The 13573-nt window shown below is 70.7% G+C and carries 17 protein-coding genes and 1 tRNA gene; 14 read left to right on the plus strand and 4 right to left on the minus strand.

Annotation, left to right across the window (positions count from 1 at the left end; all coding sequences use genetic code 11):
* Positions 1–55: 55 nt before the first annotated feature.
* Positions 56–1609 (plus strand): M28 family metallopeptidase, encoded by a 1554-nt coding sequence (locus tag OG259_RS20465; protein WP_328943588.1) that lies wholly within the window; start codon positions 56–58, stop codon positions 1607–1609.
* Positions 1610–1623: 14 nt separating this feature from the next.
* Here OG259_RS20465 and OG259_RS20470 read toward each other — a convergent pair whose 3' ends face one another.
* A complete protein-coding gene (locus tag OG259_RS20470) occupies positions 1624–3240 on the minus strand; it encodes a helicase HerA-like domain-containing protein (RefSeq protein WP_328943589.1) in 1617 nt (538 codons plus the stop codon).
* 97 nt (positions 3241–3337) lie between these two features.
* Between OG259_RS20470 and OG259_RS20475 the strand changes: the two genes are divergently transcribed.
* Both OG259_RS20475 and OG259_RS20480 read left to right on the plus strand, forming a co-directional pair.
* The gene (locus OG259_RS20475; RefSeq protein WP_015034993.1) at positions 3338–3634 is read left to right on the plus strand and encodes a type II toxin-antitoxin system VapB family antitoxin; all 297 of its coding nucleotides are present in this window, start codon (positions 3338–3340) and stop codon (positions 3632–3634) included.
* 117 nt (positions 3635–3751) lie between these two features.
* Positions 3752–4381 (plus strand): LytR C-terminal domain-containing protein, encoded by a 630-nt coding sequence (locus OG259_RS20480; RefSeq protein ID WP_328943590.1) that lies wholly within the window; start codon positions 3752–3754, stop codon positions 4379–4381.
* Positions 4382–4481: 100 nt separating this feature from the next.
* Here the strand turns inward: OG259_RS20480 and upp are convergent, their stop codons facing one another.
* On the minus strand, positions 4482–5117 hold the full coding sequence (upp, locus tag OG259_RS20485) for a uracil phosphoribosyltransferase (protein ID WP_015034991.1): 636 nt from the start codon (positions 5115–5117) through the stop codon (positions 4482–4484).
* A gap of 92 nt (positions 5118–5209) precedes the next feature.
* Here upp and OG259_RS20490 point away from each other — a divergent pair, with 92 nt between their 5' ends.
* The 9 genes from OG259_RS20490 to OG259_RS20530 all read left to right on the plus strand — a co-directional run bounded on the left by OG259_RS20490 (position 5210) and on the right by OG259_RS20530 (position 10927).
* Entirely contained in the window at positions 5210–5419 is a 210-nt protein-coding gene (locus tag OG259_RS20490; RefSeq protein WP_328943591.1) for a hypothetical protein, read from the plus strand.
* Positions 5420–5702: 283 nt separating this feature from the next.
* Positions 5703–6239, plus strand: a complete 537-nt coding sequence (locus OG259_RS20495; protein WP_266894349.1) for a tRNA adenosine deaminase-associated protein — start codon at positions 5703–5705, stop codon at positions 6237–6239.
* 62 nt (positions 6240–6301) lie between these two features.
* Positions 6302–6730 carry a tRNA adenosine(34) deaminase TadA gene (gene tadA, locus OG259_RS20500; protein ID WP_328943592.1) on the plus strand — a complete coding sequence of 143 codons (429 nt, stop codon included), beginning with the start codon at positions 6302–6304 and terminating at the stop codon, positions 6728–6730.
* Positions 6731–6797: 67 nt separating this feature from the next.
* Positions 6798–6882: transfer RNA gene (locus OG259_RS20505), tRNA-Ser, on the plus strand.
* Positions 6883–7352: 470 nt separating this feature from the next.
* Positions 7353–7517, plus strand: a complete 165-nt coding sequence (locus OG259_RS20510) for a hypothetical protein (RefSeq protein ID WP_015034987.1) — start codon at positions 7353–7355, stop codon at positions 7515–7517.
* Positions 7518–7527: 10 nt separating this feature from the next.
* Entirely contained in the window at positions 7528–7821 is a 294-nt protein-coding gene (locus OG259_RS20515; RefSeq protein WP_055599441.1) for a Dabb family protein, read from the plus strand.
* A 244-nt stretch (positions 7822–8065) separates the two neighbouring features.
* Positions 8066–8911, plus strand: a complete 846-nt coding sequence (locus tag OG259_RS20520; protein WP_030318136.1) for an RNA polymerase sigma factor SigF — start codon at positions 8066–8068, stop codon at positions 8909–8911.
* A gap of 235 nt (positions 8912–9146) precedes the next feature.
* Positions 9147–10052, plus strand: a complete 906-nt coding sequence (locus OG259_RS20525; RefSeq protein WP_328943593.1) for an RNA polymerase sigma factor SigF — start codon at positions 9147–9149, stop codon at positions 10050–10052.
* 50 nt (positions 10053–10102) lie between these two features.
* Entirely contained in the window at positions 10103–10927 is an 825-nt protein-coding gene (locus tag OG259_RS20530; protein WP_328943594.1) for a hypothetical protein, read from the plus strand.
* Here the strand turns inward: OG259_RS20530 and OG259_RS20535 are convergent.
* A complete protein-coding gene (locus OG259_RS20535; RefSeq protein ID WP_328943595.1) occupies positions 10914–11852 on the minus strand; it encodes an oxidoreductase in 939 nt (312 codons plus the stop codon). The two genes, OG259_RS20530 and OG259_RS20535, sit on opposite strands and share 14 nt — an antisense overlap.
* Before the next feature lie 100 nt (positions 11853–11952).
* On the opposite strand from OG259_RS20535, the gene OG259_RS20540 reads away from it, so the two are divergent.
* A complete protein-coding gene (locus OG259_RS20540; protein WP_328943596.1) occupies positions 11953–12585 on the plus strand; it encodes a TetR family transcriptional regulator in 633 nt (210 codons plus the stop codon).
* 72 nt (positions 12586–12657) lie between these two features.
* On the opposite strand, the gene OG259_RS20545 is transcribed toward OG259_RS20540, so the two are convergent.
* On the minus strand, positions 12658–12891 hold the full coding sequence (locus OG259_RS20545) for a hypothetical protein (protein ID WP_266894332.1): 234 nt from the start codon (positions 12889–12891) through the stop codon (positions 12658–12660).
* A gap of 190 nt (positions 12892–13081) precedes the next feature.
* Between OG259_RS20545 and OG259_RS20550 the strand changes: the two genes are divergently transcribed.
* The gene (locus OG259_RS20550) at positions 13082–13573 is read left to right on the plus strand and encodes a MarR family winged helix-turn-helix transcriptional regulator (protein ID WP_328943597.1); all 492 of its coding nucleotides are present in this window, start codon (positions 13082–13084) and stop codon (positions 13571–13573) included.

The following is a 13573-nucleotide window of genomic DNA, read 5'->3' on the forward strand; positions in this document are numbered from 1 at the left end:
CGCCCTGCTGATCGCTAACTTCCCCTCAACCTCGTCCGTAACGGGAAGGACTTCTGTGAACGCTACCCAGCGCCGAGCCGCGGCCATTCTGGCCGCCGCCGCCCTCGCCACCCCGCTGGTCCTTGCCTCCCCCGCCACCGCGGTGAAGGACCCCACGGCCGCACCCGCCCGCGATGCCGCCCAGCTGGCGAAGAAGCTGGTCCGCGAAACCACTGGCCAGGGCGCCTACAAGCACCTGCAGAAGTTCCAGGCGATAGCCGACTCGGCCGGCGGTCACCGCGCCGCCGGCACCCTCGGACACGACGCCTCGGCCGCGTACGTGTACCAGCAGCTCAAGAAGGCCGGCTACAACGTCTCGTACGAGCAGTTCGACTTCATCTACACCGAGACGCTCGCCGAGAAGGTCTCCGTCGTCTCGCCCGCGCCCCGCGCCCTCGACGTCAAGGCGATGACGTACACCACGTCCACCCCGGTCGGCGGCATCAAGGCCGATCTGGCCGCCGTGACCGTCGACGCCGACGGCACCACCGGCTGCGAGCCCGGCGACTACGCCTCGGGCACCTTCACCGGAAAGATCGCGCTCATCAAGCGCGGCGGCTGCTCCTTCGCGATCAAGCAGCAGCAGGCCGCCGCGGCCGGCGCCGCCGGCGCGCTCATCTACAACAACGTCGCGGGCGTCCTCTCCGGCACCCTCGGCGAGCCCGCCGCGGGCAAGATCCCGACCGGTGGCCTCACCCAGGCCGAGGGCGAGCAGCTCGCCGCCGACCTCGCCAAGGGCGCGATCAACCTCTCCTTCGAGGTCCGCCAGCTCCAGCAGAAGCGCATCACCAACAACGTCATCGCGGAGACCAAGGGCGGCAACGCCGCCAACACCGTGATGCTCGGCTCGCACCTCGACTCCGTCACCGCCGGCCCCGGCATCAACGACAACGGCTCCGGCTCCGCCGGTCTCCTCCAGACCGCCCTGGAGCTCGCCAAGTCGAAGGACAAGGTCCGCAACAAGGTCCGCTTCGCCTGGTGGTCCGCGGAGGAGAACGGCCTCCTCGGCTCCGAGCACTACGTCAACAACCTCACCGCGCTCGACAAGAGCGAGATCAAGCTCTACCTCAACTTCGACATGATCGCCTCGCCGAACTACGGCCTGTTCGTCTACGACGGCGACAACTCGGACAACGTCGGCGCGGGCGCGGGCCCCGAGGGCTCCGCCCAGCTGGAGCGGGACATCACCGGCTTCATGGACAAGCGCGGACTCCCGCACGAGGGCACCGACTTCTCCGGCCGCTCCGACTACGGCCCGTTCATCGAGGTCGGCATCCCCTCCGGCGGCACCTTCACCGGCGCCGAGGGCATCAAGACCGCGGCCCAGGCGGCCAAGTTCGGCGGCACGGCGGGCGTCGCGTACGACGTGAACTACCACGCCAAGGGCGACGACCTGAAGAACGTCGACATGAAGGCCTTCGACGCCAACATCAAGGTCATCGCCAACGCCGTGGGCACCTACGCCCACGACATCTCCTCCCTGCGCAAGCCGGTCGTCTCCACCCCGACCACGGGCGGCGAGAGCAGCGGCGGCGGCCTGCACAGCGACCACGACGAGGTCACCCAGTAGCCCTGTAGGGCCTGTTACCGCTTACGGCGGGCAGTACCGAAGATCGACCGGCTGATCTCCCGGCCCAGCTGGGTGCCGATCGACCGCGCCAGGGACTTGAACATCCCACTGCCCACCACCTGTTCGGCGAGCGAGGGCTCCGGCTTCGGAGCCCTCGCCGCACCCTCCTTCTGCGGCTTCTCGGCCTCCTTGGCCGCCGCTGCCTCCAGGGCCGCCGCCTCCGCCGCCCGCTGCTCGGCCGTCAGCTTCTCGTACGCCGACTCGCGGTCCACCGCCTCCGCGTACCGCCCGTACAGCGGAGAGCCCTTCACCGCCGCGTCCAGGGCCGCCGCGTCGATCGGGCCCATCAGCGACTCCGGCGCCCGCAGCCGGGTCGCCGCCACCGGGGTCGGGGCGCCCTTCTCGCTCAGTACGGTGATCACCGCCTCGCCCGTACCGAGCCCCGTGAGGACCTCCTCCAGGTCGTACGGCGAGTTCGGGAACGTCCGCACCGTCGCCTTGAGGGCCTTCGCGTCGTCCGGGGTGAAGGCCCGCAGCGCGTGCTGCACCCGGTTGCCGAGCTGGGCGAGCACGTCCGAGGGCACGTCCTTCGGCGTCTGCGTCACGAAGAACACGCCGATCCCCTTCGAGCGGATCAGCCGCACCGTCTGGGTGATCGACTCCAGGAACGGCTTCGACGCCCCCTTGAACAGCAGATGCGCCTCGTCGAAGAAGAAGACCAGCTTCGGCTTCTCCAGATCACCGACCTCCGGAAGGTCGTTGAAGAGGTCCGCCAGCATCCACATCAGGAACGTCGAGAAGAGCTGCGGCTTGTCCTGCACGGCCGGCAGCTCCAGGACCGAGACGATCCCCCGACCGTCCGCCGCCGTCCGCAGGAACTCGGACGTGTCGAACTCCGGCTCCCCGAAGAAGTTCCCCGCGCCCTGCTGCTCGAAGGCCGTGATCGACCGCAGGATCACCCCGGCCGTCACCGTCGAGAGCCCGCCGATCCCCTTGAGCTCGGCCTTCCCGACGTCCGAGACCAGGAACGCCACCACCGCCCGCAGGTCCTTCAGGTCCACCAGCTCCAGGCCCTTGGAATCGGCGTAATGGAAGATCAGGCCGAGGGACTGCTCCTGCGTCTGGTTGAGCTGGAGCACCTTCGACAGGAGTACGGGGCCGAAACTGGTCACCGTGGCGCGCACCGGGATGCCGGGGCCGGTCCCACCGAGCCCGTAGAACTCGCAGGGGAAGCCCGTCGCCCGCCACTCCTGGCCGACCTGGGCGGCCCGCTCCCGGACCTTCTCGCCGTCCTTCCCGGGGGCCGAGACGCCGGAGACGTCGCCCTTGATGTCGGCGAGGAAGACCGGCACGCCGTTCGCCGAGAGCTGCTCGGCGATCAGCTGCAGGGTCTTCGTCTTGCCGGTGCCGGTGGCCCCGGCGACCAGACCGTGCCGGTTGAGCACGGGCAGCGGGATCCGGATCGGCGCGTCCGGGTGACAGGCACCGTCCCAGAGCAGAGCCCCCAGATCGAGTGCCGCGCCCTCGAAGGCGTACCCGGCGGCGATCTCGGCGGCGGGCCCGGCCGGTGCGGCGGCAGGGGCCTCCTGGGCTCCTCCGGCAGCGGCCGGTGGCTGCTCGCTCACGCTCATCACGGCACCCCAATTCCGGTTTTGTCACGGTTTGCACCAGCATCCCACTGCCCGTGCATGGCTGCGCCGGTAGCCGCTCGCCCGGTAGGCTTTCCGTGTGATCTTCAAGCGCATCGGAAACGGAAAGCCGTATCCCGACCACGGCCGGGAAAGCACCCGGCAGTGGGCGGACGTCGCCCCGCGCCCGGTCCGCCTCGATCAGCTGGTCACCACCAAGGGCCAGCTGGACCTGGAGACGCTGCTCGCCGAGGACTCCACGTTCTACGGCGACCTCTTCGCGCACGTCGTGAAGTGGCAGGGCGATCTCTACCTCGAGGACGGACTGCACCGCGCCGTCCGCGCGGCGCTCCAGCAGCGCCAGGTGCTGCACGCCCGCGTCCTGGAAATGGACTGAGACGGCGCCGACCGGCCCCGTACCCGCTGACCCTTTCGGGGTCAGTTCGCCCCCATCCGGACGCGATCACATGATCATCAAGTAGGCATCGCCGACGGGCGGCATTACGCTGCGTTCATGAGCATGCTCACTCCCCCCGGAATGGGCGGAAAGTACCGCATCACAGGGGACACCTACCCCCGCATGCGCCGCCCGCGGCGCCGTCGCAGGATCGTCCTCGCGGCCGCGGCCGCCGTGGTCGTGCTCGGCGCCGCCGGCTGGGGCACGCTCCAGCTCGTCGACGTCTTCTCGGGCGACGAGGGCAAGAAGACGACGGCCGGCAGACAGGCCGACTGCAAACCCGTCGCCAAGGCGACGACCCCGCCCGCGGCCGCCTTCCCCAAGCCCGCCCAGATCACGGTCAACGTCTACAACGCGACCCCGCGCAGCGGGCTCGCCAAGACGACCGCGGACGAGCTCAAGAAACGCGGCTTCAAGATCGGCAAGGTGGGGAATGCACCCACCGCCTACGACAAGAAGGTCCCCGGCGCCGGCCTGCTGCTCGGCGCCACTACCGCCACCAAGGGCGCCTTCCCGGTCCTCGGCACCCAGCTCGCGGGCGCCACGACCAAGACGGACACCCGGGGCACCGCGGACGTGGACCTGATCATCGGGACCGCCTTCAAGAACCTGTCCCCGAAAACGACGGCGGACGCGGCCCTGGTCGCCCTGACCAAACCCGCGCCCGTACCGACCGGAAAGTGCTGAAGAGCCGGCTGAGGCCTTGGAAGGGGCCTCAGCCGAGGCCTCAGCCGAGGCTTTGCTCGGCGGAGCCGACAGCTTGTTCCTCGGCGAAGCCGGCAGCCTGCTACTCGGCGGAGCCGTACATGCGGTCGCCCGCGTCGCCCAGGCCCGGAACGATGTAGCCGTTCTCGTTGAGACGCTCGTCGACCGAGGCCGTGACGACGGTGACGGGGGTGCCCGCGAGCTCGCGCTCCATGACCTCGACGCCCTCCGGAGCGGCGAGGAGCACGACCGCGGTCACATCGTCGGCGCCGCGCTTGATCAGCTCCTGGATCGCCGCGACCAGCGTGCCGCCGGTCGCCAGCATCGGGTCCAGGACGTACACCTGACGACCCGAGAGGTCCTCCGGCATCCGCGTCGCGTAGGTCGACGCCTCCAGCGTCTCCTCGTTGCGGATCATGCCCAGGAAGCCGACCTCGGCGGTCGGGAGCAGCCGGACCATGCCGTCGAGCATGCCCAGTCCGGCGCGCAGGATCGGGACCACCAGCGGACGCGGGTACGACAGCTTCACGCCGGTCGTGGGCGTCACGGGGGTCTCGATGTCGACCTGCTCGGTCCGGACGTCCCTGGTGGCCTCGTAGGCGAGCAGGGTGACCAGCTCGTCGGCGAGCCGACGGAAGGTCGCGGAATCCGTGCGCTTGTCGCGCAGCGTGGTGAGCTTGTGGGCGACCAGCGGGTGATCGACGACGTGGAGACGCATGACTCAACAGTAGCCCGCCGCGCACTGGCGTCGACCCGCGCCACTGGGGGAAGGTGGGGACACGGGGACCCGGCGATGGGGTGGAGTGGCCCATGCCCGACCTGGAAGAACCGGCCGAGAACGCCGCCGAGGGGGCGGCCCGGAAGCCGGTGCAGGAGACCGACGCGGAGCGCCGCAGGCGCCGCGCCCAGTTCCTCCGCGAACTGGGCGAGGCCAAGGCGCTGCGTGAGCGCGTACAGCCGAGACGCGCCCGGGCGGCCCGGATGCGCCAGGCCATGCGGATGCGGACCTTCCGCTGGTGAGGGCCTTACCCGCGCGTACCCCGGCCCGTCCCCGGCCCGTACGGCGCGCCCCAGGCCCGTCCCCGGCCCCGCCCGGCGTGTCCCCCCGGCCCGTCCCCTTGTGCGCCCCCTGCGTGCGCCGGGGTCGCACGCCCGCCCGATCGCGGGGTCGTTCAGACTGATGCACGACGCAAGAGCCGAAGACCTCTCCTGTCGGCGTCGTTTCTGTCACGATGCCGATTGGGCGGGGCATAAGGACCGCGCCGCCGGATCGTCACACCTCTGATCAGTGGGAGAGAGTCAGGTGTACTTCGCCGCACTGCTCGCGCGCACCGAAGACGGGTGGGAAGCGAGCGACACGGAGCTCGACGACGTGGAGACCCTGTCGGATCTGACCGAGCTCGCCCGCGAGGCCTCGGACGACGACACGGTGATCGTCTTCATCGAGCAGGAGGACGCGTGGTTCGGGATCGTTCGGATCGAGGGTGAGGAAGACCCTCGCATCTACGTCTCGGACGGCGCCGCCGCCGCCCGTTCCTCGTACGGGGAGATCCTCACCCGGGAGATCCTCGGCGACGACCTGGACGACATCGTCGACGAGCTCGAGTCGCTGGACCTGGACGGCACCGAGGACGGGGAGCCGCTCGACGGCGACTCGGACGAGGACGACGAGGAGACGGGCGTCGCCGCCGAGGCCGTGCCCGCCGCTCCGGTCGGCGACCGGCTGATCCTGGCGGACCTCGGCATGCCGCCGGCCGATCTGCTGGCGCTCGACAGCGACGCGCTCGCGGAGATCGCGGACGCTCTGGGGGCCGCCGAGGTCCTGGAGGCCGTCCGCTAGTGGCACGCGCTGTACCCGTAGGAGCTGCCCCCGACCCCGTTCGGGACCCCTGGCGGGACGCCATGCGCCTCGCTCTCGCCGAGGCCGACGCGGCCGTGCCGGCCGGTGACGTACCGGTCGGCGCGGTCGTGCTCGGCCCCGACGGCACCGTGATCGCCCGCGGGCACAACGAGCGGGAGGCGACCAGAGACCCCACCGCGCACGCCGAGGTGCTCGCCCTGCGCCGGGCGGCCGCGGCGACCGGCGAGTGGCGCCTGACGGGCTGCACGCTCGTCGTGACCCTGGAGCCGTGCGTGATGTGCGCGGGCGCACTCGTCCAGTCGCGGGTCGAGCGGGTGGTGTTCGGCGCACCCGACGAGAAGCTGGGCGCGGCGGGTTCGCTCTGGGACCTCGTACGGGACCGCCGGCTCAACCACCGCCCCGAGGTGGTCCAGGGCGTGCTCGCCGAGGAGTGCGCGGAGCAGCTGACGGCCTTCTTCCGCACCCGCTGACACCCCTCCTGACCTCGCGGGGGATACGGATTTCATCGCAGCGCCAGTTTCGGCTAAGCTCTCTCTCGGTAGCGTGTCCGAGCGGCCGAAGGAGCTCGCCTCGAAAGCGAGTGTGGCGCAAGTCACCGAGGGTTCAAATCCCTCCGCTACCGCTTCGATCGAAGGGCCCGGTGCATTGCACCGGGCCCTTCGGCGTATCCCCGCACCGCCCCTGTGCCCGTACCGGAAAGGCCCCGGCGCGCTCGGGGCGCGGCCGGGGCCTTCTTCCGTGGGGACGGGGCCAGGGCGGGGATCCAGGGCAAGAAGCCAGGACGGGAAGCTAGGACGGGGGGAGCGGCATCGGGGGGACAAGCCGCTCCCCCCGATGAGAACCGGTCCTACAAGTCCTGCGCCGCAGTCAGGGGGAAGCTTGCGGCGCGGACCCCGCAGTGCGGGCCGGTTCCAGGAGCCCTTCGGATTCCTGCCAGATCCTCCGGGCTCGACATCCATCCTGCTCGCCCGTCACTCTTCCGGGGGGCGGCAAAAGGCCTCGATCACCGGGCCCTTGGTCCATAAAGCCTCGGTTAGAGTGGCGCGGTCGTACGGCGGGGGAACAGGCGGGGGAACAGGGGAGGACTGGGCAATGGTGCAAGCGAAGAAGGTCGCGCTGTACGCGGTCGTGGTCTTTGTGCTGTACACGATCGTCACGTCCCCGGCCCGGGCGGCCGATCTGGTGCAGGTAGGGTTCGAGGGCATTTCCAGCGCCGCCCAGGGTGTCGGCGAGTTCATGACCGAACTCATCAACTAGGAGCCCTTTCGTGATCCGCCATCTGGTCCTCTTCAAGCTCAACGACGGCGTCGCACGCGACGAGCCGCGTGTCGTCGCCGGTGTCGAGGCGTTCCGCGCGCTCGGCGACCAGATTCCGGAGCTCCGCTTCTGGGAGTGCGACTGGAACATCACGGACCGGCCGATCGCGTACGACTTCGCCATCAACTCGGCCGTCGAGGACACGGACGCGCTCCAGCGCTACCTGGACCACCCCGCGCACCAGGCGGGTGTCGCCCAGTGGCGCGAGTTCGCCACCTGGGTGATCGCGGACTACGCGTTCTAGTCCGTTCCGCGCCGGGGATCGACCAGATGCCCCGCAGGCCCTCCACCGTCGGGGTGGGGGGCCTTTTTCGTCCGCGATTCCGTGCGTGACCTCCCCTTTTTCCGCCAACATGCCCTCAACACGTGGCTATGCGGTGCTTGCACACAGTGGACATGTCTTGTGATGCTATGACCGCTTTTGACGGATGAGTTGACCGTAGTTGACCCAGTCGACCAGCAAGACCAGCCAAAGGGGTGGCGTGAACGTGCCGGCCAGTACAGCGCCTCAAGTCCCGCCCCAGCACGAGGCAGGCGGCGCGGAGACCCCTCGCCCCCGGCCCCAGAGCACCCGCGGCGCCGACACCCGCGCCCTCACCCAGGTGCTCTTCGGGCAGCTCAAGAACCTGGAACCGGGCACTCCGGAGCACCACCGGGTGCGCGGGGCCCTCATCGAGGCCAACCTCCCCCTCGTGCGGTACGCGGCGGCCCGCTTCCGCTCCCGCAACGAGCCGATGGAGGACGTCGTCCAGGTCGGCACCATCGGCCTCATCAACGCCATCGACCGCTTCGACCCCGACCGTGGCGTCCAGTTCCCGACCTTCGCCATGCCGACGGTCGTCGGCGAGATCAAGCGGTACTTCCGCGACAACGTCCGCACCGTGCACGTGCCGCGCCGGCTGCACGAGCTGTGGGTCCAGGTGAACGGCGCCACCGAGGACCTGACGACCGCTCACGGCCGCTCTCCCACGACCGCCGAGATCGCCGAGCGGCTGCGGATCGGCGAGGACGAGGTGCTCGCCTGCATCGAGGCCGGACGCTCGTACCACGCGACCTCCCTGGAGGCCGCACAGGAGGGCGACGGGCTGCCCGGGCTGCTCGACCGGCTCGGCTACGAGGACCCCGCCCTGGCCGGTGTCGAGCACCGCGACCTCGTCCGGCACCTGCTCGTACAACTGCCCGAGCGGGAGCAGCGGATCCTCATGCTGCGCTACTACAGCAACTTGACCCAGTCTCAGATCAGCCAGGAACTCGGCGTCTCCCAGATGCACGTGTCAAGGCTCCTCGCCCGCAGCTTCGCGCGTTTGAGATCCGCAAACAGAATCGAGGCGTAACCGGAACGGGTAGACCGGTTCGGAGCAGTTCTGCGGCGCCCCAAATGCCGTACACCCCTTGTTTCCTGCGGATATGCACCCTCGCCTTGTCGACAAGTCACTACAGCGTGTTGCCGACATGTGACATTCTGCTGGAACCGAGTTTGCCGCAGCCCCGCCGCCGGTATTCAGGTGGTGGCTGCGTTCCTCAGATGGTCGCGGCCACCGCGACCGTCCGCGACCTCAAGGGGGTGGCATGTCCACAGAACTGGGCAGCTCGAAGGTGCTCACGCTCACGCCCGTTCCCGTGCCCGCGCAGACGACGGCGCCGACCGCGACCGACAGCGCGGAGGCCTCGCCTCCGCCGATGGTCGTCACGTCGGGAGCCCTCGACACCCGCACCCTCTCGCGCTCCCTCTTCCTCCGGCTGCGCGCCCTCGACACCGAAGGCGCCGCCGCGGACAGCCCGGAGCGGACCTACGTCCGCGACACCCTGATCGAGCTCAACCTCCCCCTCGTGCGGTACGCGGCGGCCCGCTTCCGCTCCCGCAACGAGCCGATGGAGGACATCGTCCAGGTCGGCACCATCGGCCTCATCAAGGCGATCGACCGCTTCGACTGCGAACGGGGCGTGGAGTTCCCGACGTTCGCGATGCCGACGGTCGTCGGTGAGATCAAGCGCTTCTTCCGTGACACCTCGTGGTCCGTGCGCGTCCCGCGCCGGCTCCAGGAGCTGCGCCTCGCCCTCACCAAGGCCAGCGACGAGCTCGCCCAGAAGCTCGACCGCTCCCCGACCGTGCCCGAACTCGCCGCCGTGCTCGGGGTGTCGGAGGAGGACGTCGTCGACGGCCTCGCCGTGGGCAACGCGTACACCGCCTCCTCGCTCGACTCCCCCTCCCCCGAGGACGACGGCGGCGAGGGCTCGCTCGCCGACCGCCTCGGCTACGAGGACACGGCGCTCGAAGGCGTCGAGTACCGCGAGTCGCTCAAGCCGCTGCTCGCCAAACTCCCGCCCCGCGAGCGGCAGATCATCATGCTGCGCTTCTTCGCCAACATGACCCAGTCGCAGATCGGCGAGGAGGTCGGCATCTCCCAGATGCACGTCTCGCGGCTGCTCACCCGCACCCTCGCCCAGCTGCGCGAGGGCCTCATCGCGGACTGAGTTCCCCGAAGGGCTCCCTTACTGACGGATCGTCAGCCAGACTGGCGGCCATGAGGCGAAGGAAGCCGGGACTCGTGGCGGTGGCGCTCTGCCTCGGCGGAGCGCTGACCGCCTGTGGCGGTGGAGGAGACGGCGAGGGGTACGCGGCGGTGGGCGCCGGCCCCTCCCCGGGCGGTGCGGGCACGCCCTCGGGCGCGGTCACGCTCGTCCCCCTGGACGGCCCCACGACGCGCGGGGACACGTCCAGCACGTCGTCGCCCTCGCCGGAACCGGAACCGGACCCGTCGGCCGTGCCGCCGCCGACGGGTGGGGACACAGCACCCCCGGGCACACCCGGGTCTTCCGGTGCGGACGCGAGTACGGGGTCCAGCGCGGGGACCGACACGGGTACGGGGTCGAGTGCGGCTCCGACGACCGCGCCGGGCGGCTCCGGCGGTACGCCCCCGGGTCCCGACGCCGGCGCCCCTCCCCGTACGCCCTCCGCACCGCCCTCCGAGCCCGCGCCCGGCACCGGCACCCCGGCGCCCACCACCCCCACCCCGGTCCCCACACCCGAGCCCACGCCCGGGCCCGCCGTGGTCACCGTCTCCGCGCCCGTGCTCGCCGACGGGGACCGGCGCTGGTGCGAGAAGGTGACCGTCACCTTCTCGAACAGTGGGGGTACGGCGGCGCGTTCGGGCACGGTCACCTTCGCCACGCATGTCATCGGCGCCCTCGGCGTCGACTGGGCGACGCTCACCTCCACCCAGCCGCTGCCGGCGCCGATCGCCGCCGGGACGGCGCGGACGGAGACGTACACCGTGTGCGTGGACTCCTGGCGGGTGCCGCTGGGGATGCGGATCGACACCCGGAAGGTCTCCGCTAGCTGGCAGTGACGGGGAAGCGCACCCCTGTGAGGTCCTCCGAGACGCCCCAGAGCCGGCGGCCCGTCCCGGCGTCGGCCGCCGCCTCGGAGAGGCGGACCCGGGTCGGTGCGCCGCGCAGCTCGGCCATGCCGTCGGGGCCGATGAACTCGCCGCCCGCCAGGCCCGGTTCGGTCGCCGCGTACAGCTGCGGCAGCGCGCCCCTCTCCGGGCTCTGGGCGATGTGCGGGTTGCCGAGGTGAGTGAAGACCCAGCGCAGGAGGCCGGAGGTGTCCCGGATCTGGAGTCGGGTGGCGGTGTAGCCGGGATGGGCGAGCACCCCGCGGACCGGGCTGCCGGTCCCGGTCAGGCGCCGGTGGAGCTCCTGCCCGAAGACGGCGTTGGCGAACTTCGACTGGTTGTAGAAGGCCATGGGCGCGTACCCGCGCTCACCGGCGAGGTCGTCGAAGCGGAGGCGGCCCTGCCGGTGGTTGATCGAGCTGACCGTGACCACCCGGGGGTCCCGCCCCGCGGCGAGCAGATCGAGCAGCAGCCCGGTGAGCGCGAAGTGGCCGAGGTGGTTGGTGGCGAACTGGAGCTCGTGCCCCTGGGGGCTGAGGGTGCGGGGCGGAGCCATCACGCCCGCGTTGTTGACCAGTACGTCCAGGCGGTCGTGCTCCTCGCGCATCCGGCCCGCGAAGGCGCGTACCGAGTCGAGGTCCGCCAGGTCGAGCGGTCGTACGTCGAGGAGGTCCGGCGCGACTCCGGCCGCCACGAGCTCGTCGACGGCCCGGCGGCCCTTCTCCTCGTCCCGTACGGCGAGGACCACGCGACCGCCCCGGCGGGCGAGCTCGCGGGTGGTGGCGAGGCCGAGACCGCTGTTGGCCCCGGTGACGACGAAGAGCCGCCCGGTCTGGTCCGGGATCCGGTCGGCGGTCCAGCTCTGCTTCTTGGTCATGCGACACACGCTGCCGTTTGTGTCACCGAGTGTCAAGCACGCGTCTGAATGACGTAGAGGGGTCTTGGTGTCATCGGAGGCACCGCGTTACCATTCCCCGGTGAGTACCCGCCCCGACACCGGCCCCGTCAGCCTGGCCCAGCGCAAACGTCAGCTCGTCGCGACCGAGCTCACCGAGGCGGCCCTCCAACTGCTCGCCCTCAAGGGCTTCGACGCGGTCACCGTCGACGAGATCGCGACCACCGCCGGGGTCTCCAAGCGGACCTTCTTCCGCTACTTCGCGTCCAAGGAGGACGTGGTCGTCCAGTTCCTGGCCGGGATGGGCGCCGACATGCGCGTCGGGCTCGCCGCCCGGCCCGCCGGGGAGCGCCCCTCCGAGGCACTCCTGCACGCCGTCTCCGTACCCCTGAAGACGTGCGGCGACCACGCCGAGCGCGCCCTGCCGGTGGTCCGGCTGATCCTGCGGACCCCCGCACTGCTCGCCCGCCTCCTGGAGCACCAGGCACAGTGGCGCGAGGAACTGACGGAGGAGCTGGCGGTCCGGCTGGGGCGCGACCCCGGGGCCGACCTCTATCCCCGGCTGGCCGCGGGCATGGCACTGGCCGCGTTCGACGCCGTACTGCGCCGGTGGAGCGAGGGGGAGGACACGGAGAGCGCGGCGGACCCGGCCGCGCTGATCGGGGAGGCGTTCGCGGTCCTCGCGCCCGCGCTGGACTCCGTCACCCCGCGGTAGGAAACGAAAAGGCGGGCCGGGTCCGCGCGGTGCGGATCCGGCCCACCCGGGGCTCGGTGAAGGACGGGTCGGTCAGCCCAGGGCCAGCCACGCGACGGCCGCCAGGACGACGATCACCGCGACCACTCCGACGATCAGGCCGACCTTCGGACCACCCGACGACGTGGCCGCGGCCTGCGGCTGCCGCTGCTGCGGGGCGCCCTCGTCGACGAAGGCGCGGAACATCTGGGTGCTGCCGGCGGGGTCGTTGTAGGAGCCCTCGGGGCCCTGGCCCTGGCCGTACGGTGCTTGGGGGTTGTGTGCCATGGGTCAGGACCCTAGCGAAGTACGGGTGACGGGCCCAAGCCCCGTACCCCGACCTCGGCGGAAGCATCCGCGACCCACACCTCCGCTCCACCTTTGCCGATTCTTTAGCGCTGTTTGACCGATTTAGTTTGCCTGGAGCAACCATCCATCTCTATGGTTGCCCTAAGCAACAACATCTACGGAGTGCCTGATGTACGGCTCGACGGACCGCTCGGTGGACAGCTCGACGGACAGCTCGACGGACCGAGGCAATCGCTACGAGAACCTCGCCCGCCAGGTGAGCGCCATCGGAGCGGTGAAGCGCGGCCTCGCGCGGGTCCTGCCCACCGAGTGCCCCAGCGGATCCGCCATCGTCCTCGCCCTGCTCAACCACCACGGCGACATGCGGATGGGCCGGGTGTCCGAACTCATGGCCGTCGACATGTCGGTCAGCAGCCGCCACGTGGCCCACACCGTGGACCGCGGCTGGGTCGAGCGACTGCCCGATCCCGCCGACAAACGCTCCCGCATCCTGCACCTGACCCGGGCGGGCGAAGACATGCTCGCCGTCCTCGACCGACGGCTGACCGACATGCTCGCCCGCACCCTCGCGGAGTGGTCCGACGACGACGTCGAACTGCTCACCACCCTGCTCGCCCGCCTCCGCGATTCCTTCGGGGACTGCCGGGCCCACCACGCTTGA

It is taken from the genome of Streptomyces sp. NBC_00250, assembly GCF_036192275.1.
Lineage (GTDB): Bacteria > Actinomycetota > Actinomycetes > Streptomycetales > Streptomycetaceae > Streptomyces.